The organism is Psychrobacter sp. TB55-MNA-CIBAN-0194 (assembly GCF_040309505.1).
Lineage (GTDB): Bacteria > Pseudomonadota > Gammaproteobacteria > Pseudomonadales > Moraxellaceae > Psychrobacter > Psychrobacter fozii.
This window is the reverse complement of record NZ_JBEOOW010000004.1, coordinates 251,720-272,236: the sequence shown is the minus strand read 5'-3', so window position 1 is coordinate 272,236 and position 20,517 is coordinate 251,720. Positions and strand designations below refer to the sequence as shown.

At 43.6% G+C, this 20,517-nt stretch carries 20 protein-coding genes; 11 read left to right on the top strand and 9 right to left on the bottom strand.

Going from position 1 to position 20,517, the window contains the following annotated elements:
• The first annotated feature begins 262 nt into the window (after positions 1–262).
• Positions 263–1,939, top strand: coding sequence for a M48 family metallopeptidase (locus AAEY75_RS06840; protein ID WP_352259178.1), 1,677 nt, complete (start codon positions 263–265; stop codon positions 1,937–1,939).
• A 43-nt stretch (positions 1,940–1,982) separates the two neighbouring features.
• Here the strand turns inward: AAEY75_RS06840 and AAEY75_RS06835 are convergent, their stop codons facing one another.
• Entirely contained in the window at positions 1,983–2,432 is a 450-nt protein-coding gene (locus AAEY75_RS06835; RefSeq protein ID WP_201549368.1) for a GatB/YqeY domain-containing protein, read from the bottom strand.
• 143 nt (positions 2,433–2,575) lie between these two features.
• Positions 2,576–2,791 carry a 30S ribosomal protein S21 gene (gene rpsU / locus AAEY75_RS06830; protein WP_110921885.1) on the bottom strand — a complete coding sequence of 72 codons (216 nt, stop codon included), beginning with the start codon at positions 2,789–2,791 and terminating at the stop codon, positions 2,576–2,578.
• A 409-nt stretch (positions 2,792–3,200) separates the two neighbouring features.
• Here rpsU and AAEY75_RS06825 point away from each other — a divergent pair, with 409 nt between their 5' ends.
• From AAEY75_RS06825 to AAEY75_RS06805, 5 genes are all read left to right on the top strand, one after another.
• The gene (locus tag AAEY75_RS06825; RefSeq protein WP_227687343.1) at positions 3,201–3,554 is read left to right on the top strand and encodes a hypothetical protein; all 354 of its coding nucleotides are present in this window, start codon (positions 3,201–3,203) and stop codon (positions 3,552–3,554) included.
• A gap of 91 nt (positions 3,555–3,645) precedes the next feature.
• Positions 3,646–4,179: a c-type cytochrome gene (locus AAEY75_RS06820; protein ID WP_352259177.1), complete on the top strand. Its 534-nt coding sequence runs from the start codon at positions 3,646–3,648 to the stop codon at positions 4,177–4,179.
• Between the two features lie 140 nt (positions 4,180–4,319).
• Positions 4,320–5,378: a tRNA (adenosine(37)-N6)-threonylcarbamoyltransferase complex transferase subunit TsaD gene (gene tsaD / locus AAEY75_RS06815; protein WP_352259176.1), complete on the top strand. Its 1,059-nt coding sequence runs from the start codon at positions 4,320–4,322 to the stop codon at positions 5,376–5,378.
• An 81-nt stretch (positions 5,379–5,459) separates the two neighbouring features.
• A complete protein-coding gene (locus tag AAEY75_RS06810) occupies positions 5,460–5,831 on the top strand; it encodes a CrcB family protein (RefSeq protein ID WP_110921881.1) in 372 nt (123 codons plus the stop codon).
• A 165-nt stretch (positions 5,832–5,996) separates the two neighbouring features.
• The gene (locus AAEY75_RS06805) at positions 5,997–6,842 is read left to right on the top strand and encodes a hypothetical protein (RefSeq protein WP_197215727.1); all 846 of its coding nucleotides are present in this window, start codon (positions 5,997–5,999) and stop codon (positions 6,840–6,842) included.
• Between the two features lie 110 nt (positions 6,843–6,952).
• Here AAEY75_RS06805 and AAEY75_RS06800 read toward each other — a convergent pair whose 3' ends face one another.
• The 4 genes from AAEY75_RS06800 to potA all read right to left on the bottom strand — a co-directional run bounded on the left by AAEY75_RS06800 (position 6,953) and on the right by potA (position 10,900).
• Positions 6,953–7,843: a LysR family transcriptional regulator gene (locus AAEY75_RS06800; RefSeq protein ID WP_197215728.1), complete on the bottom strand. Its 891-nt coding sequence runs from the start codon at positions 7,841–7,843 to the stop codon at positions 6,953–6,955.
• Between the two features lie 137 nt (positions 7,844–7,980).
• Positions 7,981–8,769, bottom strand: coding sequence for a spermidine/putrescine ABC transporter permease PotC (gene potC, locus AAEY75_RS06795; protein WP_197215729.1), 789 nt, complete (start codon positions 8,767–8,769; stop codon positions 7,981–7,983).
• Positions 8,769–9,647, bottom strand: coding sequence for a spermidine/putrescine ABC transporter permease PotB (gene potB, locus AAEY75_RS06790; protein ID WP_197215731.1), 879 nt, complete (start codon positions 9,645–9,647; stop codon positions 8,769–8,771). The genes potC and potB overlap by 1 nt, the downstream gene beginning before the upstream one ends.
• A complete protein-coding gene (gene potA, locus AAEY75_RS06785) occupies positions 9,647–10,900 on the bottom strand; it encodes a spermidine/putrescine ABC transporter ATP-binding protein PotA (RefSeq protein ID WP_197215733.1) in 1,254 nt (417 codons plus the stop codon). The genes potB and potA overlap by 1 nt, the downstream gene beginning before the upstream one ends.
• A 689-nt stretch (positions 10,901–11,589) precedes the next feature.
• Between potA and AAEY75_RS06780 the strand changes: the two genes are divergently transcribed.
• From AAEY75_RS06780 to AAEY75_RS06770, 3 genes are all read left to right on the top strand, one after another.
• Positions 11,590–12,228: a carbonic anhydrase gene (locus AAEY75_RS06780; protein ID WP_110921876.1), complete on the top strand. Its 639-nt coding sequence runs from the start codon at positions 11,590–11,592 to the stop codon at positions 12,226–12,228.
• 153 nt (positions 12,229–12,381) lie between these two features.
• Complete coding sequence (gene gloA / locus AAEY75_RS06775) at positions 12,382–12,963, top strand: lactoylglutathione lyase (RefSeq protein ID WP_197215736.1); 582 nt, start codon at positions 12,382–12,384, stop codon at positions 12,961–12,963.
• A 103-nt stretch (positions 12,964–13,066) separates the two neighbouring features.
• Positions 13,067–14,026 carry a mechanosensitive ion channel family protein gene (locus AAEY75_RS06770; RefSeq protein ID WP_197215738.1) on the top strand — a complete coding sequence of 320 codons (960 nt, stop codon included), beginning with the start codon at positions 13,067–13,069 and terminating at the stop codon, positions 14,024–14,026.
• 110 nt (positions 14,027–14,136) lie between these two features.
• On the opposite strand, the gene AAEY75_RS06765 is transcribed toward AAEY75_RS06770, so the two are convergent.
• The 3 genes from AAEY75_RS06765 to ribA form a co-directional block, all read right to left on the bottom strand.
• A complete protein-coding gene (locus tag AAEY75_RS06765) occupies positions 14,137–14,619 on the bottom strand; it encodes a c-type cytochrome (protein ID WP_197215739.1) in 483 nt (160 codons plus the stop codon).
• Between the two features lie 413 nt (positions 14,620–15,032).
• Positions 15,033–16,025, bottom strand: coding sequence for an oxygen-dependent coproporphyrinogen oxidase (gene hemF, locus AAEY75_RS06760; protein WP_227681262.1), 993 nt, complete (start codon positions 16,023–16,025; stop codon positions 15,033–15,035).
• Positions 16,026–16,032: 7 nt separating this feature from the next.
• Positions 16,033–16,677, bottom strand: coding sequence for a GTP cyclohydrolase II (gene ribA / locus AAEY75_RS06755; protein WP_197215740.1), 645 nt, complete (start codon positions 16,675–16,677; stop codon positions 16,033–16,035).
• A 519-nt stretch (positions 16,678–17,196) separates the two neighbouring features.
• Between ribA and dxs the strand changes: the two genes are divergently transcribed.
• Together dxs and AAEY75_RS06745 are read left to right on the top strand one after the other, a co-directional pair.
• Positions 17,197–19,260, top strand: coding sequence for a 1-deoxy-D-xylulose-5-phosphate synthase (dxs, locus tag AAEY75_RS06750; RefSeq protein ID WP_352259175.1), 2,064 nt, complete (start codon positions 17,197–17,199; stop codon positions 19,258–19,260).
• A 405-nt stretch (positions 19,261–19,665) separates the two neighbouring features.
• Positions 19,666–20,493, top strand: coding sequence for an inositol monophosphatase family protein (locus AAEY75_RS06745; RefSeq protein WP_110921870.1), 828 nt, complete (start codon positions 19,666–19,668; stop codon positions 20,491–20,493).
• The last annotated feature ends 24 nt before the right edge of the window (positions 20,494–20,517 follow it).

The window sequence follows — 20,517 nt, the reverse complement described above, 5'->3', positions numbered from 1 at the left end:
ATTGTTGTGACTGCCATTATAGCAAATAGCTAGGGTGCAATTGAGTTGAATATAATCAACTCAACATTCGGTTCATTAGAATTACACAGTCATGTTGCGCAATAGTGACACGCCGCTTAGTTATTGGTAGTCGAACCTATACTAGAATTGACCTTATATGCACAAGCTCGTATAGTCGAGAGAATGTTGTCATCATTACTCACCTGCATAGGATAAGCATTTGTATCACGCCAATAGACAGTCGATTTTTGATAGCGCAGCCATGAATCACTCAAATAAATATGTGGTCGCCACACCTTCGTTTGGGTGGGTATCGCTGTTGTGCGAGCGAAAAAAGGGTGCTCTGTCTATAGCGATATCGAGCATGTTTATATTAGGGGTTTCAACAGCATTATTGATGACCACAACGGCTGCCAATAGTAGTGAGTGGAACAGTAGTAATAATAGCAGCACCCAAACGTCACAATACAATTATAACTCATGGCAATCCACGGACTCCGAAGATTTAGACTTGCCTAACTTGAGAGGTCAGGGCTTGAGCTTCGCTGAGCAGTATCAAAATAAGCTGCTAGGCGAATGGTCACTACGAAACATCAATGGTGGCGTTCAGATGGAGCATGATCCTTGGATTCAAGAAACGCTCAAAGACATGACGTGGCGTTTGAATGCTCAAGCACGGCAGCAAGCATTAATGGGCTTGGTGATTATTGATAATCCGAGTATCAATGCTTTTGCAGCACCAGGTGGTGTCATCGGTCTAAATACAGGCACTATATTGGCCGCCAGTAGTATGGACGAGCTTGCCAGTGTGGTAGCGCATGAAGTGGCACACATTAGCCAGCATCATTATGAAAGTGGTGTGGATGATCGAAAAAAAGCATTGCTCATGCAAGTAGGTGGCATGCTAGCAGCAATTGCTGCATCAGCAATCGATGGTGATGCGGCGACAGCCGTTTTGATGGGTAGTCAAACCGCTACGATGAACAGTAGCATGGCATTTAGTCGCAGTAATGAGCGCGAGGCTGATCGAATAGGGATGCAAATCATGACCCAAGCGGGTTATGACCCAAGAGCCATGCCACGGTTTTTTGCCACGATGAATCAACGAAGTCAGCTCAATAAAGTTGAAAACCAGTTTTTGCCAAGTTTTATTATGTCCCATCCACTGAGTAATGAGCGTTTGAGTGATTCACAAAGTCGCGCGCAGAGCTATCCTTCATTATCATTAAACCAGCAGCAACGTCATCAGGCATTGTTTGATTTGCTCTATTGGCGTGTACAGATTACTGGTAAGCATGCTTCTGAGACCGTATTGACGACTGCTGCAAAGAATAGCGTCGGTGCTAAATTGGCTTTGATGCACTGGTACAGTGAACAGCAACGTTTTACAAATGCTAACAAGCTACTGGCTGAAATCGATGCATTATCAGCGACACAGCGTCAAACACTAGAGCCTTTATTGTCGATTACTCACAGCTATATGCTAACGGAACAAGGTAAGTGGTCAGAAGCGGCACAAATTTTAGAAAGCCAGCAGCGCATCTATCCTGAGCGTCGTGATCTACGACTCTACTTAGCGGAAGCACTCACCAATAGCAACCAGCCGACACAAGCACAAGCATTGCTCAAACCACTAACCGAGCAGCAGCCAAGCGATCGTTATGCTTGGCAGAGTCTACAACTGGCTAATGAAAAGCTGGCAAAAACCACGACTTCACCGCAGCTGGCCAATATTGCCACTATCAATGCATTACGTTACCGCAGCCAAGATCAGCTATGGAGCAATCGCTACGAAAGTGCACTCATATCGCTGACACAAGCCAAGCAACTGACGGAACAATTGCAGAATACACCCCAAGCCAATAGTGCTCGGCCGCTTTTAGCCAATATTAATGCAGAACTCAAAGCAGTAAAAACCGCCAAAGACTTTAAGCCTTAGGCGGTTGTTTTTACAGACAGAACTTTCTAATCAATAGTAGGTGCTAGCCTTGTAGAGCGTCTTTTACCATCTTAGAGATGAGGGCTGGATCTGCACGGCCTGCAGTTTTGTTCTTTAGTACACCCATTACGCTACCCATATCACGCATAGATGTTGCACCTTGCTCAGCGATTTCAGCGTTGACTAAAGCAGCCACTTCATCATCGTTCATTTGTTTGGGCATAAACCCATTGATGATATCAATCTCAAACTGCTCTTTGGTTGCTAAGTCATCACGGTTGTTTTCTGTAAAAATAGTGAGTGATTCTTGACGCTGTTTCAATTGCTTTTGTAATACCTCTAATACTTGTGCGTCATCTAGCTCTATCCGGCGGTCAATCTCAATCTGCTTGATGACTGCTTGTACGTTACGCAATACTTTAACGCGCTCAAGCTCACGCGCTTTCATAGACACTTTGATGCTGTCTAATAAAGTCTGTTTAAGTTGACTCATTGTTATTATCCTTATTCGTTAAGAGTTATTTATTCAGATTTTGAGCAATAGTAATAAAAATTGTAGCATAAAAAACGCCACTGATATCAATGGATAACAGTGGCGTTAATGTAGCACTTGTACTTAACTAATCGTATTATGGATTAGTACATACGAGTGGTACGAATAGTTTCGCGTTGTAACTTCTTTTTATAACGCTTTACGGCAGCAGCTTTTTTACGCTTGCGTACTTGCGTTGGTTTTTCATAAAACTCACGCTTACGTACGTCTGACAATACACCAGCTTTTTCACATGAACGTTTGAAACGACGGATAGCGATATCTACTGGTTCGTTTTCTTTAACCTTAACTGCAGGCATGAAGACTCCTCGATTAGGATGAGATATAAAGGCATTAGTTTGGCTGTGTATTAGTATTTAGTCGTAATATCTCAAGATTACAGACATCAGCTCAAACTAGGATAATCTTGTACATGAGCACAAGGGCAGGTATTTTAATAAAAAATAGCAAGTAAGTCAATGAATTTGTTGTATTAATCCATATTTATCATTAAGTTGCACAGTTTTTTGTAGATATAGAGTTAGTTTATGAGACAGCATTAATGGTTTTAGTTAAATAAGAGTGACTATATAAGTGTGCTAGAGAGCATCATTATAAATAAAAAACCCTACTGTCTATAACGGTTTAGGTGGAGTTTATGCTATGATAATTCCCATATTATAGTAAGCTTATGAACCGTTTTGTGTGTATTTTATTGAGGATGTTTGAATGAAAAAGACAGTATTAAATACAGCGTTAAGTAGCGCATTTATCGTCGCTTTTAGCTTTGGTGTTAGCGCTTGTAGCGGCGGCGAAGAGCATGAAGAAGTAATGGCAGTAGATCGCGTTGAAGAAGCGGCTGCACTTGCGATTGAAAATGCACCGGAAGCTGAAGACATGAAGTTTCCAGAAACAGCACCGATGCCTGCGGCTGATGCAGCTGCCACGGAAGCTGATGGTACAGCCACTGCTGAAGAAGGAACGGCTGATACTGCTATGGCAGAAACAGCGACTGCAGCGGATAGCGCCGATGCTGACGCAGCTGCTACTGACAGTGCCGAACCTGAAGCTGCTGCTGAATAAGCATGGATTTAATGGTCATTTGGGCTGCCAAGAGTGGTAAATAAGCTTTATAAGCAGCCACCAATATAAAACATAATATAGAGGTGTGATCATGATGAATAAACGACAGCGCATAAACAAGCTTACGATCTCTGTTATCGGTATTAGCGCATTGTTAGCACTGAGTGCCTGTAGTGGTGATGATACGAGTACAGAAGAGGTATCTACTGCCAATGAACCTGCTGATACCACTGTAGCGATCGCTGACACACCAGTTGTTGAATCTGAAGTGACTGAGTCTGAAATTGCTACGCCTGAACCAGAGGTTGAATTAGAACCTGTTGAGGCGCCTGTTACTACGGAAGAGCCAGTAGCAGAAGTTGCTGCTGAGCCTGAAGTATTGGCCGCGGATGCAGGCGCTAAACTATATGAATCAAACTGTCAGGTTTGTCATGCTGCAGGTTTGCTCGATGCACCAAAATATGGTGATAAAGCCGCATGGGCAGCGCGCCTTACCAAAGGCAAAGATACGCTACACATGCACTCTGCTAAAGGCTTTAATAAAATGCCAGCGCAAGTCACTGATAAAGTAAGTGAAGCTCAGGTGTATGCGGCTGTAGATTACATGATTGCAGCGGTTAGCTGATATTGACCATTGAAATTTGCTAAACTGACCGTCATTGTGACTGACAATGGCGGTTTTTTTGTGCACGTTTTTTCGCACATAAGCTAAGGCGAAAAACGCTGTAAAAAATGACACGCAGACAAAAGTATAAAGGCAAGCATATGAAAGTGTTGGGTTTAGAGACCTCTTGTGATGAGACTGGTCTAGCGGTTTTTGATAGTGAGCAGATTTCGAATGACAATCAAGGTTTGGTTGGTCAAGTGCTGTATTCACAAATAGAGCTGCATGCTCTCTATGGTGGCGTTGTGCCTGAGCTTGCTAGTCGCGACCATATTCGAAAGCTCGTGCCTTTGCTTAATGAGCTGTTAGATCAGTGTGATATGAAAAAAAGCGAGATCGATGCGATTGCCTATACTAAAGGGCCGGGACTCATTGGTGCATTGATGACGGGTGCGTTATTTGGGCGCAGTTTGGCTTATGGTTTGGATATCCCTGCGATTGGCATCCACCATATGGAAGGCCATTTGTTGGCACCATTAATGGGCGCAAACCCTCCTGCGTTTCCGTTTGTGTCATTGCTCGTCTCTGGTGGACATACTTTGCTTATTGCTGCCCGTGGGGTTGGGCAGTATGAGATATTGGGTGAGTCGATAGACGATGCTGCGGGTGAGTGCTTTGATAAAGCAGCTAAGATGCTAGGCTTGCCATATCCTGGTGGTCCCAATATAGCCAAACTGGCTGAAACAGGCAATCAAAACGCGTATAGCTTGCCAAGACCGATGTTACACCGTGGTTTGGATTTCTCCTTTAGCGGTATGAAAACAGCTGTGCATAACCTTATCAAGGATACCCCACACTCAGGGGGTTCGGGAAATAGCGCCGAGAGTAATCCACAAGTACGCGCTGATATTGCAGCTAGCTTTCAACATGCAGTGGTCGATACACTGGTAAGAAAATGCGTCAAAGCACTTAAGCAAGTAGATATGAGCCGCTTAGTCATTGCTGGCGGCGTCAGTGCCAACACTCATTTGCGTGAAACGTTAGAAGCGGAGCTGGCCAAAATAGATGCAACGGTGCACTATGCACCGCCTGCATTGTGTACCGATAACGGGGCAATGATTGCTTATGCTGGCTATGAGCGCTTGCAAGCAGGGCAGTCAGATGATTTGGCCGTTAGCTGTGTGCCACGTTGGCCGATGACCGAATTGCCTCCGGTATAAAGGTGCTATTGATTGGGGCTCATGCCCATGTTTGTGCCCATGTTCATGCTCATGAAATCTATCTGAAGTAAGGATACCGCTATGCAGTGGATTGCGATTGGTCTAGGCGCCGCATTTGGAGCGTGTTTGCGAGGGTGGCTGGCGCGCTTTAATCCATTGCACCATTGGATACCGCTTGGTACATTGGGCGCGAATGTCTTGGGTGGACTATTAATAGGGCTAGCTTTAGTATGGTTCGGAAGGATGGGTACTGGCTTATCTGACAACGTGAGACTATTCGTCATCACTGGATTTTTAGGCGGATTGACGACCTTTAGTACCTTTAGCGCGGAAGTGTTTACTTTTATCAGTGAAGGCAGGTTATTGACAGGTCTTGCGTTAATAGGTTTGCACGTTGGATTGACATTATTAGCAACTGCGTTGGGATTTTATTTCTTTAAGTTGGTTTTGTAGCCGTTGATAAATATTAATCGTTCAATGGTCTGTTATAGGTGGTTCCATGATAGCAGTCTAGTTTAAGTGGTTTATTAATAGGTTTAAAGGGCAAAATAACTGGTTCCCTTGGGGTATACTCAAATCAGGATTTAACGAGACTTAACTGTACGAAATAAGATGATTATGACGACATTGAAATTCATAGGTACTTTCATTCTAAGTGCTATAGGAATCTTAGTAACCGGATGTACAGAGCCAAAAAACCCAAATGAGCTAGTTACCGCTTATATACCAGCAGAAATATCAGATAAGGTATTTGTCGCCACTTTTCCACGTTGTAATAATAATAATGATGCTGGTGACTTTAATGAGTTTTCGACAAAACATTTGAGACTAAAATTTCAAGCGAAAACATTCTCAGGTAACCCCTCGAATAGTTATCACTGCCCTTCAGAAAAACTAGGTATGGTTTTTTATACAGACTTGAGACCACTTTACAGATTGATTGATTCAAATAAAACTGATGGTGAAATCGTTGAAAAAGTAGTTAGGGGTAAAGACTATTTTTATAATACTTTCCCCCCAGAGTCGCTAATAGAAAAAACGTTAAACATTGAGCGATTTTATGCCGACTCTACTCAAGAAATGTTAGTAATAGATGGTATGCCAAACCAGACTAGTCCACTGAAGCTAATGTTTACAACTTACGGAGAAGGAGGGTTAGGTAATTTTCATAACTATTACCGGTTATCAACCCTATTAGATGATGATTTCAAACTACAGTATAAAATTAGAATCATGAATGATGACTACAACCAAAGATTTAATCTAAGCGGCTACAATACGCAGTTTGCACAAGATTTCCAAAATATCATAGCGGTTAATGGTCGAGTGCTAGATCACCCCGAGATTATTCAAGGTTTTGTCGATAATAATGAGCGAGTCATAGAGTTTTTTAAAGCTCATAGACAGATTGTTACTAAAACCGAATTTAATAAGATCAACGATGCTGATCACACAATAGAATAGTTTTCGAGTAATGGCTTTGAGCCATATTAAACTCATTTACCATAACATTCGTTACGATATGAAAAAGTGACTAATATTTTATAACTATAAGAAAGTAATCAGTAATGAACCTACAACGGCTTCACTATCCCTTCCAATAAATTCGCAAACCCTTGCATATATGCTGTGTCTTGACTTGATGTGCGCGTCGCTGCATACAGCTGACAATGCACACCTGCACCCAACTTCCGCGAGACGACCCAGCCTTTTTTCTCATATTCCGCCACAACCCAATCAGGCAATGCAGCAACTCCGCGCTCACTAGCGACCAGCTGAATAAGCATCGCTGTCAGCTCTGTAGTACGCACATTCTCAAAGCTCACCTGTGCAGGCGTCATAAAGTTGGCGATAATATCGAGACGCTTGGCCTCTACTGGATAAGCAATTAAGGTTTCTTCAGTCAGATCATTGGGCTCAATAAATTCTTGCGCTGCCAAATCATGCGTGGGTGACAGTACCAAGCGACTCTCATACTCAAACAGCGGCTGATAGCTTATACCGTCTATGGGTAAATCACTGGTCGTAATCAATAAATCAATATCACCTTCCATGAGCAGATGATGCGGCTCAGGCTCAAACCCTGTGGCAAAGTCTAGCTCGACATCTGACCACTCACGGCGATAATGATTGAGTATCGGCATCAGCCAATCAAAACAACTGTGACACTCTGATGCTAGGCGTAATCTGCCCGCTTGACCATGCGCTAGACGCTTAAGGTTGGATTTAGTGCGGGTGACTTGTGGCATTATACTATCTGCCAACGCCAGTACTGTCTTGCCAGCGGGAGTAAAAGTGAGCGGGCGCGTACGACGATTGACCAAGCTGATATCGTAGTAATTCTCTAGCTCTTTCAACTGATGTGATACCGCTGAAGCCGTAACATGCAGCTCATCGGCAGCAGCAGCGAGTGAACCATGCGCCCGTAGCGCGGTTAGAGTATTGAGGTGACGGAGCTCTAGCATAAGGTAACCTAACCGCGAAGGTGAGAAAAATTCATTATAATAGATATAGCGCTGACTTTCATTCAAAGCTTGCTATTAATAAACAGTGCCAATAATAAGCAGTGCCAAACTAGCGATGTCAGATTGGCAGCGGTAAACTAGCGCCGACGTAATAGCAGCTGCGAGATGATAACCAATATTAAAGAAGCAGCCAGTAGCAATGTACCGATAGCGTTGACTTCTGGTTTGAGTCCTACCCGTACCATAGAGTAAATACGTAACGGTAAAATCTCATAGCTTGGACCTGTGACAAAGGTTGAAACCACCACATCATCCAATGACAACGTAAAGGCGAGTAACCAACCTGCCATCACCGCTGGTAAGATAACAGGAATGAGCACGGTACGTACCATCGTTGACTCATTTGCACCCAAGTCGCGTGCCGCCTCCATCAATTTCTCATCTAGACTGCTTAATCGTGCAAAGACAGTGATGACCACAAACGGTAGACAGAAGGTAATGTGTGCTAATAATAGCGAGACAAAGCCTAACTGCAGACCAATTAATAAGAATAACGCCAATAATGAGATGGCCAATACAATTTCAGGCGACATCATCAGTACGAATAGCAGCCCGTTTAGCAAGCCTTTACCACGGAAATTATAACGGTGTAGCGCTAGAGCAGTGAGCGTACCTATCAATGTTGAGACGGTCGCAGCAACCAACCCTAATACGATAGAATGCCAAAATGCATCTAGCATCGCTTGGTTATTAAACAGTGACTCGTACCACTTTAAGCTAAAGCCGCCCCAGTTGTAGCCAATTTTTGATTTGTTAAATGACATTACTACCAAAACAATAATAGGCAGATATAGCAAGGTATAAATTAGGCTGAGATAGCCTTTGGCTGCGATACTGCCAATTTTCGTTGTACGCGAATGAGACATTAGGCCACCTCACTGAAATCAGTTTTGCCAATGCGGCGACTACTGGCACGATAGGCCAGTAACAGCACGGCCATAGCGAGGGTCAATAATACGCTGGCTGCAGCCCCAAATGGCCAATCGCGCGCATCCAAAAACTGGTTTTTGATGATATTTCCCACCAGTAAATTGCGTGAACCACCTAAGATATCAGCAACGTAAAACATCCCCATTGCTGGCAGCAAGACTAAGAGCACCCCTGAGATAATGCCTGGTGTCGTCAATGGTAGTACGATATGCCAAAAAGTCTGTGTCTTGGATGCACCCAAATCTTGTGATGCCAGTAGCATGTCCTGACGCAAGTCAGTAAACACGGCATATAACGGCAATACCATAAATGGAAATAGTAAATACGTCAGACCAGCTATCACCGCACCTTGCGTATATAGGATATCGATAGGGGTATCGATAACACCTATCGCAAGCAGTGATTTATTAATCAAACCATTATTCGCAAACAGCAACTTGAGTGCATACGTACGCACCAGAGAGTTGGTCCAAAACGGCAGTATTAATAGCATCATCAGCAGTGGTTGCCAACGGGGTTTGGCTCTAGATATGAGCCATGCAAAAGGGTAGCCAAGTAATAAGCAGATGATGGTCGTGATGCCTGCCATCCATAACGAATGGATAAATACGCCGAAATAGAGCGGATCAATCATGCGTGCATAGCTGTCGATGCTGACGGGTAAGCTGATAAACGCACTGCTATCGCGGGTCAAAAAACTAACAGCGATGACCAAAATATTTGGCAGTAGCGCGAATATCAGTAACCAACCCCAAATGAGCCATAGCGTTGCGGTACGAAAAGGACTTTTGCTGCCTAAGCTGTGACCTGTCATTAACTGACATCCTTTTGTACGCTTGTATGGTCTCCACCTTTATTTGGCTCAGTAGAGTCTTCTGGCAATACCCATTCCCAGCCGTCTACCCATGAGACTTTGACAGCTTCATTTAGCTTATAATCAAAACTTGGGTCATCTTCGTCAAAGAATTCAGAGGCTTTAATAATATGGCCGTTTGCTAGCTCAATAATCGAGTCGAGCGTGCTGCCTTTGTAGTTACTTTCGATCACTCGGCCAAACAGTCCAACATGCTCGTTATCTTGTGGATCGTAAACTCTTAAGTCTTCTGGGCGCAGGAGTAAGTTTACGATGTCGCCGACTTGCACGTCATTGGCAAAATTAGGCCGACGTAAATTACGTAAGCTGGTTGGACCATCTTGAGCTTGTGCCTCGCAAACTTCTACTTCGATACGCCCATTGGTGACTTTACCATCACGATCTGGCTGATTGGGATAGACCCCTTTTACTTCTGCTTTAAATAGATTGGTCTCACCGATGAATTTGGCTGTGAACAAATTAGCAGGCGTTTCATAAATCTCGATAGGCGTGCCGATTTGCTGAAAGGTACCGTCTTTCATCACTGCGATACGGTCCGACATCGAGAGTGCTTCTTCTTGATCGTGGGTGACAAAGACAAAAGTGATGCCTAACTCACGTTGTAGGCGCTTAAGCTCAGACTGCATTTGCAAACGTAGTTTATGATCGAGCGCAGACAATGGCTCATCGAGTAACAGCAGTTTAGGACGATTAATCACGGCGCGTGCAATGGCAACACGCTGCTGTTGACCACCCGATAAATCTTGCGGTTTACGATTGGCCAAATGTTCTAGCTGTACCATCGCGAGCATCTCGCGTACCCGTGTCTTAATCTCATCTTTCGGTATTTTTTTGAGCTTAAGACCGTAAGCTACGTTTTGCGCGACGGTCATATGAGGAAACAACGCATACTGTTGAAACACTGTATTGACCGGACGCTTATCCGCAGGCAACCCTGCCATCTGTACACCATCTAAATGAATGGCACCAGCGTTTGGCTGCTCAAAGCCTGCAATCAAGCGTAGCAAGGTTGTCTTACCGCAGCCTGAAGGGCCAAGCAGTGTCAAAAACTCACCATGCTGGATATCGAGGTTGATGTCTTTTAATACTTCAGTTTGATCGTAGGTTTTTTTTAGACCAGTCAGTTGCAGCAGCACCTTATCATCATTAGGTGATGCAGAGGTTTTGTGCGTATCGGGCAGCGGGATGGTCATAATATTTTTCCTAAGCATCTAACATCGCAGTATGGCCATTCATTTAGGATACTGTGGTCAAAGTCATTTGGTGTGGGTGTAAGCTATGGGGATAGACTTAGTCTGGTTGCCACGTATTATAACAAACCCTTGATATAAATTAGTGCAAGTTAATCATAAGTTACGTGAGAGACAGTACTTGAGAGACAAAGGTATAGTCAATCCACTATAAAAGAGTGATAGCGTTAACCTCGCTTAAAGTATTACATATACATCTGCACTCGGTCGCCTTGACTCTCTTTCAGATGGAATAAACTATAGGATAGGAAGGAGTTTTTATTATGAGCTTTTCAGTTCTAGTTTTTGGCAAACCTATTTAGGACATTTGGCAAGGGGGTTCATTTCTATGATTTGGGGCAGCTAGCAATAATTACGTCATATAGCGACATTAATACAAAGTTTTTTATCATTTTTTAGGTGGTATTCCTATACAATTACTCTGTGATAGACCAATATAACTGGCCTGTCAGTACCTAATAGTGACTAGTCAGTTATTTAGTCGATTTGTGTTTGAATATAGCCAGTGAAACATGACTTGGATACTAGAGATGTGAGCAAAATTACTACAGATAGTAGACTGAGTGAGCCTAATTCTAGATCCAATTTAAACAGCTTATAACTCTAATATTATTGATGATAAAGGATATCTTATGCCGAACAATACGCGCCCAAAAACAGGTCAAGAAGCCCTCGAGCTTTTGAAAGAAGGAAATGCACGCTACGTTGATAGCTTGAGCAATACTGATCCGATGATGCAAAGGCGTCCGGAGTTGGTCAAAGACCAAGACCCTTTGGCTATTATTTTGGGTTGTTCGGACGCACGTGTACCGGTTGAGATTGTATTTGATCAAGGCTTAGGTGATTTGTTTGTGATTCGAGTCGCTGGTAATGTAGTAGCACCATCACAGATTGGTTCGATTGAATTTGCGGCCGAAAAATTCGGTACCAAGCTGGTGGTCGTGCTTGGACATTCACATTGCGGTGCGGTTACGGCCTGCGTAGAAACCCTCATTAACCCTGAAACAAACTACTCGCCCAATTTGCAGTCCATCGTAGACCGCATCCGTCCAAGTGTTTATAACCTGCATGAATTGGCGACTGCTAATGGTCAAGACGTCGATGCCGACGAGCTAGTTGATCGCTCTATCCGTGCCAACGTACGTATGTCGGTTAGCCAACTGAAGCATGGCTCACGTGCACTAGAAGACTTGACCAATAGTGGTCAGTTGCTAGTCGTTGGTGCAGAGTATGATTTAGAGACAGGCAAGGTACGGTTCTTAGACAGCTAATAAATCATCTAAATCGGCCACATCAAATAAGCACTATTACAAAATCCTCTCAATCCTTTCGTGATTTTTTATTATGATAAGAGAGTCAAGCGGGTAAAAAGCCTTTACGCGCTTGTTTTTTTAACTCTATATTTTGTCAATATTAGGATAATCATGTCTATATCAAATAATGGCTCAGCCACCGATAATAATAACGAATCACTTATAGCCCAGCCTACTAGCAGCGTAAATACCGATGGTGTTCAGCCTATTTCAGGTCAGACGACTGGCTTTACGTTTAACCATACGATGCTACGGGTAAAAGATCCTGCCAAGTCCTTAGCGTTCTATACGGGCGTCCTTGGAATGACGTTGCTAGCAGTAAAAAAATTCCCTGACATGGGTTTTGATTTATACTTTTTGGCCAAGCTAACGGAGAGCGAGCGAGACAACCTGCCTGCTGGTGATGATTTAGAAATCTTTGCATTTCGTCAGCGCGGTATCTTAGAGTTGACTCATAACTACGGTACCGAAACCAAAGCTGATTTTAGCTATCATGATGGTAATCAAGATCCACAGGGTTTTGGTCATATTTGCTTTAGCGTGCCGAGTCTGGATGAAGCGGTGGCTTGGTTTGATAAAAATAACGTCGAATTCAAGAAGCGTCCAGAAGATGGCAGCATGAAAAATATCGCCTTTATCAAAGATGTAGATGGCTACTGGATTGAGATTGTACAAGCTGACTTGATGGGCTAAGTTTTAAGCGTTTGAAAGCTTTAAATATTTGATAAGTATTCGTTGCGAATACTTATCAGTAAAACTAATGATCAATATGACCAACCAAAGGAGTGACACCTAGATGCCAACCTCTGAGGCAGAAACGATAACAGGTACAGAGCCAACGACCGCTGCACTAACGTATCAAAGTATTATTGATTCTGCGAATGGCATATTTATTGGTTTTGTCGATCGTATTCCGTATTTTGTCGCTTCGATTATCGTTGTCCTGATTTTTTGGTTTCTGTCGATACTCTTCAAAAAAATCGTCTATAAAATATTAGGCAGTCGCAGACGGCATCAGAACTTGGTCAAAGTCTTTCAGCGAGTAGGTGGTGCTTTAATTATCTTCGTAGGCTTTATGATAGCCATGGTGATAGCTGTGCCGGAGTTCACCCCTGCCAAGCTAATCGGTGCACTCGGTATCGGTTCTGTCGCTATTGGTTTTGCGTTCAAAGATATTTTTCAAAATTTGCTGTCTGGTATTTTGCTACTCATCTCAGAGCCATTTCGTATCGGCGATCAGATTGTCTCAGGAGAGTATGAAGGTACGGTTGAAGACATTAAAATTCGTGCAACCACCATAAAAACCTACGATGGTCGGCAAGTCGTTATTCCAAACTCTGACTTATATACCTCAGCGTTGACGGTCAATACTGCCTATAAGCAGCGCCGGTTACAACTGGCAGTGGGTATTGGTTATGAAGATGATATCGAAGCGGCAAAAGCTGAGATTTTAAAAGCGTTAGATAGGGCAGATAGCGTATCAAAGAAAGCTGAGCCGAGCGTGATTGCGACAGGTTTTGGAGATTCAACGATAGATTTGATGGTACGTTGGTTTATTGAAGATGGCACGCAAGCCAATAAAGTTACCTCGATTCATCAAGTATTTGTAGAGATTAAACTCGCGCTAGATGCAGCAGGCGTAAATATTCCATTCCCAATTAGAACGATAGACTTGAGTGACTCATCAGTGATGACGATTGTCGATAATCTCAATGAGCAAAAAAACATCAATGTGGAAAAAGCAGCAGTAGAGTAATCAAGCTATCATTAATATACATAAACGCTAGTTCCCACAATAAAAAAACCGCCATATCAAATGATGTGGCGGTTTTTTCATGCTGATCTACTGACTATCAGTATAAAGATTTATTCATCTTTTGCTCTAAAGTCTGTATGGCATGACTTACAGCTCGCACCAACTTGACTGAATGCAGGCTTGATGTCATCCATGCTAGTAGCTGTTTGAGCGGCAGCACTTAGTTCAGCAGTAACTTTTTGGAAGTTATCAGCTTCTGCACGGAAACCATCAGCATTAGACCAAACAGCTTCAGTCGCATTACCCATATCTTCTTGGTTTTCGAAATGGCTCCACGGCATACTAGAATCTTCTGCTAAGAATGCCGCTTGTTCTTTAACAACATCAGCATCAAAGGTATCTGGTGCTTTGGCCATATCACCCATGACGCCCATTGCGTCGCCCCAGTTTTTCATGCTGTCTTGACGGGCTTGTATATCAGGGCTAGAGCTAGACTCAGTTGAAGTGCTACAGGCGGTTAGACCCAAGGCTGCTGCCATTAAGGTGATACCGAAGATAGATTTCAATGATTTGTTAGAATGAACCTGTGCCATATAGATTACTCCTTTAAATTTGGCTAATAGTATGCGTATTTGCAGACGGTGGCTTTGATACTGTGGTCAAAATCAACTCATAATTACCTGAAAGTATGTCCGCTTATCAGTGATTTTTTAGAAATTTAATCTGTATTGTAACCATTATTTGCGTAGCTATGGTTAAAATAGTTGTTATATCATCGTAATATTCAAAGTGATGATGATTATCTAAACCATATCATTGAGTTGACTGACATGCGATACATCGTGGTTTCAATCAACCATATTGAGTTCAAATAAATGGCAGTTTATATCGCTGTGAAGGTGATAAGCCCCATATGATAAAGGTCAGCTATAGCAGCTGACCTTTATTTAAATCCACTAGACAATAATCTAGTAGACATTGCTCACCTTTATTATATTCACATAAGCTATAGAGTCAACCACTCACGTGGCTTTAGGTAAACGTCAGTCAACTCAAACTCCGGTGAGCCTTCAGTAGGCTCAAAACGATAATGCCAACTCGCCAGTGGTGGCATACTTACTAAGATAGACTCGATACGACCATTGCTCTGTAGTCCAAATAGCGTGCCGCGATCGTAGACCAAGTTGTACTCAACATAGCGGCCACGACGATACAGCTGAAATTCACGCTGCTGTTCAGTAAAAGGCGTGTCTTTACGCTGCTCAAAGATAGGTGTGATACCGTCAAGATAGCCGTTACCCACTGCCTTCATAAAGTTAAAACAGGTCTCAAAGTCCCAACCACGACTCTCAGTATTGACATCATCATAGAATAAGCCGCCGATACCGCGCTGCTCGTTGCGATGACGTAGGTGAAAGTACTCATCACACCATTGCTTAAAGTCAGGATAGACGGTATCACCAAACGGTGCGCACAGATCGTGGCAGACTTGATGCCAGTGGATGCAGTCAGCCAGTACTGGGTAAAATGGTGTCAAATCAAACCCACCCCCAAACCACCAAATCGGCGCTTCGCCCTCAGCTTCAGCAACGAACAAACGAACATTGGCATGGCTAGTAGGGACGTTCGGGTTTTTGGGATGCACAACCAGTGACACGCCCATGGCTTGAGCTTTGCGGCCAGCGATATCGGGATGGCGCGCTGTTGCTGACGCTGGCAGGTTGTGTACATGAATATGGCTAAACATCACGCCTGCTTTTTCAATCACCTCGCCATCTGCTAGTACGCACGAGCGACCACCGCCACCTTCTGGGCGCTCCCAGTCATCAGGGACGAAGGTTGCATTGCCGCCACCATCGCGCTCTTGCGCTTCTAGTGCTTGGCAGATACGCGCCTGCAAATCGACTAAAAACTCACGCACTCGTGTGATGTCATTATTGGTCGGTGTTACCACTGACTCTGACAGGTCTGACTTATTATCTATATTTGGAATACTCATAAAATATCTATTTATTCAGGTGTATTGCAGTATTGAAATCTTTATCTAATAGATGTCCCATACGGTCACGCTTGGTCGCGAGGTATTCAGCATTCATATCATTGACCCCTACCAATAATGGCACGCGTTCCACGACATTGATGCCATGCTCAGTGAGATAAGCAATCTTGTTAGGGTTATTCGTAATGAGTCTGACCGCATCAATACCGATATGAGCGAGCATCGGCCCACACATGTCATAAATACGTGCATCCGCAGGCAAGCCCAACATCAGATTGGCATCTAACGTATCATGACCTTGATCTTGAAGGGCGTAAGCGCGAATCTTATTGGTGAGACCAATGCCGCGACCTTCTTGGCGAAGATACAAAATCGCACCACAGCCAGCCTCTTGTATGGCTTGCATCGCCGAATTAAGCTGCGGACCACAGTCGCACTTCAATGAGCTAAAAGCATCGCCAGTTAAGCACTCAGAATGAATACGAATTAAGGGAGCCGGTCGCTCTGATGGCGTCGCTGTATCTGGGTCGACCACAGGCAGTCCGACGGTCAGCATCACATGCTCTTGACCGTCTTCGTTTTCAAAGATATGAATATCAAACTCGCCATAACGAGTCGGTAGTTTGGCACTAGTAATAAATTGATATGACATTAATGTCCTGCATAAGCCGGTAATTGTGGCAGTAAGGTCTGTATTAGCAGTAATAACGCAGCGATGTCATCCTAGCTGTATTATGATAGTTAGGATGATAGCAGTATAATCTGTTCGTAAAACATGCGTGCTGATTGTCTTTATTATAAAAACACACAAAGTTCACAGACGATGCACGATGATTAAAGCGACCATTAAAAAAAAATGCTATTATGCCATACTATTTTGACGGATACAGTGACAAGTCTTTACCCTTACATTACTATGTCGTCACGAACATTCGATATTGATGCAAAATAATAAGGCATAATATCAACCCCTAGTATGGAAGCGCTGTCTATTATGACGGCGTGTTTGTTGTTAGGCGCCGCGTAGGTATAGATACGTAGGCATTGCATGAATAATTATATGGTCAGTTACATCAATAATGATGTAGATATTATTGACGTCGCTTAGCTATAGTTATCTTTATACTCTAAAGCACGTCTTGTCAGCAGATTGGTAGGTATCGTACGGTTTATGCAGCAGTCACCTCATTCCCCACAGTCTCAGTCCGTATCTGCGTCAGCCATTGAATCCGCTGCCCAGCTGTCAAATTTGCAGCAGACTTACGCTGTCATTCCGCGTGTGCGTCCAAATACGCCACTGCTTGATAGTATTGATACGCCGTCTGATCTAAACGCGTTTACCACCAATCACCTTATTACCTTGGCAGATGAATTACGACTGTTTCTGTTGTATTCAGCCGGTCAGAGTGGCGGGCATTTCGGTGCCAATTTGGGCGTGGTTGAATTGACCATTGCGCTACATTATTTGTTAGATACACCGCAAGATCAGATTGTTTGGGACGTAGGTCATCAAGCCTATGCTCATAAAGTGTTGACTGGTCGTCGTGAGCAGTTAGGTACTATTAGATCTAAAGAAGGATTGACGGCCTTTCCTGAGCGTGCGGAGTCTGTATACGATACCTTTGGCGTTGGGCATTCATCGACTTCAATCTCAGCGGGTCTAGGCATGAGCTTAGCGCTGCGCTATCAAGGTCGTGCACAAACAGTGGCCTGTATCATTGGCGATGGTGCGATGACAGGCGGCATGGCATTTGAAGCCATGAATGATGCAGTACAGCAAGACGCTGATTTGCTAGTTATCTTGAACGACAATGATATGTCGATATCTTGCTCTATCGGTGGATTTTCGCGGCATTTAGCGATGCTTTGGGAATCAGGATATCAGGTCGATATCTCTGAGGCAGGCGAGCCTGTTCTATGTCATCGTCCAGATATGCAAGGATTTGATCGCCGTAAGCGTCACAAGGAAATGCGTGATGTCCCGCAATTAGAAGACAACTTATTTAAAGCGATTGGTTTTACCTATTTTGGTCCATTTGATGGCCACAATATCCCTGAGCTGTTGCGGGTATTGTCATTGGCAAAACAAGTATCAGGTCCAGTATTGGTTCATATTTATACCACCAAAGGCAAAGGATTTGCGCCAGCTGAACTAGATCCAGTCGGTTATCATGCGATTAGCAAATTGCCTGTCGAAGATGACGAAGCGAAGATCAAAGCAGCTGATACTTCAGTAGCAAAGGCATCAGTAGATAAGCCAGCGTTAAAATATTCTCAAGTGTTTGGCCAGTTTTTGTGTGATAAAGCCGCTGAAGACGACAAACTGCTTGCCATTACGCCTGCTATGGAAGAAGGCTCTGGAATGATCGACTTTGCTCGTCATTTTCCAGAGCGTTTCTTTGATGTAGCGATTGCTGAGCAACATGCAGTCACGTTAGCAGCGGGCATGGCAACTCAAGGTGTCAAACCGATTGTCGCGATTTATTCAACGTTTTTGCAACGTGGCTATGATCAGCTGATTCATGACGTTGCGTTGCAGAATCTAGACGTAACGTTCGCTATCGACCGAGCTGGTTTAGTCGGTGAAGATGGCGCAACCCATGCTGGCGTATTTGATTTTGCATTTTTACGTTGCGTGCCTAACATGTTGATTGCAGCGCCAAAAGATGAAAACGAATGTTACCATTTGCTTAATACTTGTTATGACTATCAAGGATGTACGGCTGTACGCTATCCACGTGGTGTGGGTACGGGCGCCGTTATCGAACAGCCAGCACAAATTTATAAAATCGGCGAAGCTGTAGTGGAGTCAGTATTAGGCCCTAATAATGCGCCGAAAAAGCTCGCATTATTGGTATTTGGTACGATGATGACCACGGCTCAGCACGCAGCAGAAGCTATCGTCAATGGTAATACAGAATCAGAGTATCAAGTGCATGTGGTGAATATGCGCTGGGTAAAACCTTTAGATACTAGCCTATTAGAGATGCTATTGGCAAAAGGCATTACTCATATTGCGACCCTAGAAGAGCATGTAATTACTGGCGGCGCAGGTAGTGCGGTCAATGAGTATTTGCTCAATGAGTCAGCTGCTTTTAAGCGTACTCGTCCAGTTATTGCTAATATGGGTATTCCTGATCGCTTCATTGCGCACGGTTCCCAAGCTCAGCAACTGGCTGATTGCGGTTTGAGTGTCGACGGTGTGAGTAAGCAGCTTCAGCAGTTATTGTCATAAGTCGTGTTGTTATAAATCGTATTGCTATAAGCCATGTTGTTATAAGCAACGTTGTCATAAATAGTATGGTCGAAATTGATTTAGAATCAATAATGTTAGTTTGAACAGATAAAAGCTCGATAGATAGAGCTAACGCTTACTTAGCCGTAGGTGCTGACTTTTTTACAACTTGCGCAGTTTGTGATGACCACCAAAATATGGGCTGGTTTGGCGAACGTAATGGTTTTTTCGTTTTTATCGAACAATTTTAGTATAATGCGATTGTCATTTATAAGTTTTCATCTATAAAAGACACGTTTTTTAAATCGCATAGATGTGGTGTGATGCGGCTAGTCTAATTGGCATGTTGTGGGCACAAAGTTAGTCTTATTTTTTATATTCATTCATCAAGCAAATAGGTTATTTATGGAACCCATGGTCGTCATCGCAGCGCGTACTGCTGAAAAAGTTGGTAAAGAGATTTTATATGCGCATCAAAACCGCCACAAAATCGAATTGGATATCGAGTCGAAAGGACTTGATGGATTGGTCACACGTATTGATCGTTTCAGTGAAGAGCTGACGATTGAGACGCTAAAAGCCAGCTATCCGAATCATTCATTTTTGGGTGAAGAGTTTGGTATGCAAGAAGGTCGCGGCGAAGACGCTGACTGGTGCTGGATTATCGATCCGCTCGATGGCACCAAAAACTTCGTTCATGGTGTGCCGCAGTTCTGCGTATCGATTGCTGTACAGCATAAAGGCGTTACGCAACATGGCGTGGTCTATGATCCAGTCCGTGATGAGATGTTCTCTGCTAGCCGCGGTAAAGGCGCGCGCTTGAACAATCGCCGTATGCAAGTGAGCGAACGAAAAACGCTTGATGGTGGCCTATTTACTACGGGTCATCCGCTTGAGCGTAAGCGCAATGGTGAAGTGATTTCTTATGCGAAAGAGCATTTTGAAAGCCTACAGAAAGTCTCTGAAGCGGGTGGTCAAATTCGTCGTTTAGGGTCTGCAGCATTGGATTTATGCTATGTAGCTGCTGGTCGTTTCGATGGTTATTTCGAAATGTCTATTAAGCCGTGGGATATCGCTGCTGGTGAGCTTATCGTCACTGAGGCACGTGGTGTGGTTGTCGATCATACAGGCGCGCACAACTCAATGACTTCCGGTTCTATCTTTGCTTGTAACATCAAGCTGTTAAAGCCATTGATGCAAGTAGTCGTTCCTAGTTGGGGCGAGGCTGTATAAGTAGCAATACTTAAAAGCATTGAT

Bases quoted from the DNA above. Each gene is read 5' to 3' on its own strand.
- hemF (WP_227681262.1), bottom strand. From the start codon at position 16,025: ATGAGTATTCCAAATATAGATAATAAGTCAGACCTGTCAGAGTCAGTG.
- gloA (WP_197215736.1), top strand. From the start codon at position 12,382: ATGTCTATATCAAATAATGGCTCAGCCACCGATAATAATAACGAATCA.
- AAEY75_RS06835 (WP_201549368.1), bottom strand. From the start codon at position 2,432: ATGAGTCAACTTAAACAGACTTTATTAGACAGCATCAAAGTGTCTATG.
- tsaD (WP_352259176.1), top strand. From the start codon at position 4,320: ATGAAAGTGTTGGGTTTAGAGACCTCTTGTGATGAGACTGGTCTAGCG.
- AAEY75_RS06770 (WP_197215738.1), top strand. From the start codon at position 13,067: ATGCCAACCTCTGAGGCAGAAACGATAACAGGTACAGAGCCAACGACC.
- AAEY75_RS06840 (WP_352259178.1), top strand. From the start codon at position 263: ATGAATCACTCAAATAAATATGTGGTCGCCACACCTTCGTTTGGGTGG.
- AAEY75_RS06820 (WP_352259177.1), top strand. From the start codon at position 3,646: ATGATGAATAAACGACAGCGCATAAACAAGCTTACGATCTCTGTTATC.
- AAEY75_RS06825 (WP_227687343.1), top strand. From the start codon at position 3,201: ATGAAAAAGACAGTATTAAATACAGCGTTAAGTAGCGCATTTATCGTC.
- AAEY75_RS06745 (WP_110921870.1), top strand. From the start codon at position 19,666: ATGGAACCCATGGTCGTCATCGCAGCGCGTACTGCTGAAAAAGTTGGT.
- dxs (WP_352259175.1), top strand. From the start codon at position 17,197: ATGCAGCAGTCACCTCATTCCCCACAGTCTCAGTCCGTATCTGCGTCA.
- potA (WP_197215733.1), bottom strand. From the start codon at position 10,900: ATGACCATCCCGCTGCCCGATACGCACAAAACCTCTGCATCACCTAAT.
- AAEY75_RS06810 (WP_110921881.1), top strand. From the start codon at position 5,460: ATGCAGTGGATTGCGATTGGTCTAGGCGCCGCATTTGGAGCGTGTTTG.
- potB (WP_197215731.1), bottom strand. From the start codon at position 9,647: ATGACAGGTCACAGCTTAGGCAGCAAAAGTCCTTTTCGTACCGCAACG.
- AAEY75_RS06805 (WP_197215727.1), top strand. From the start codon at position 5,997: ATGACGACATTGAAATTCATAGGTACTTTCATTCTAAGTGCTATAGGA.
- AAEY75_RS06800 (WP_197215728.1), bottom strand. From the start codon at position 7,843: ATGCTAGAGCTCCGTCACCTCAATACTCTAACCGCGCTACGGGCGCAT.
- ribA (WP_197215740.1), bottom strand. From the start codon at position 16,677: ATGTCATATCAATTTATTACTAGTGCCAAACTACCGACTCGTTATGGC.
- rpsU (WP_110921885.1), bottom strand. From the start codon at position 2,791: ATGCCTGCAGTTAAGGTTAAAGAAAACGAACCAGTAGATATCGCTATC.
- AAEY75_RS06780 (WP_110921876.1), top strand. From the start codon at position 11,590: ATGCCGAACAATACGCGCCCAAAAACAGGTCAAGAAGCCCTCGAGCTT.
- AAEY75_RS06765 (WP_197215739.1), bottom strand. From the start codon at position 14,619: ATGGCACAGGTTCATTCTAACAAATCATTGAAATCTATCTTCGGTATC.
- potC (WP_197215729.1), bottom strand. From the start codon at position 8,769: ATGTCTCATTCGCGTACAACGAAAATTGGCAGTATCGCAGCCAAAGGC.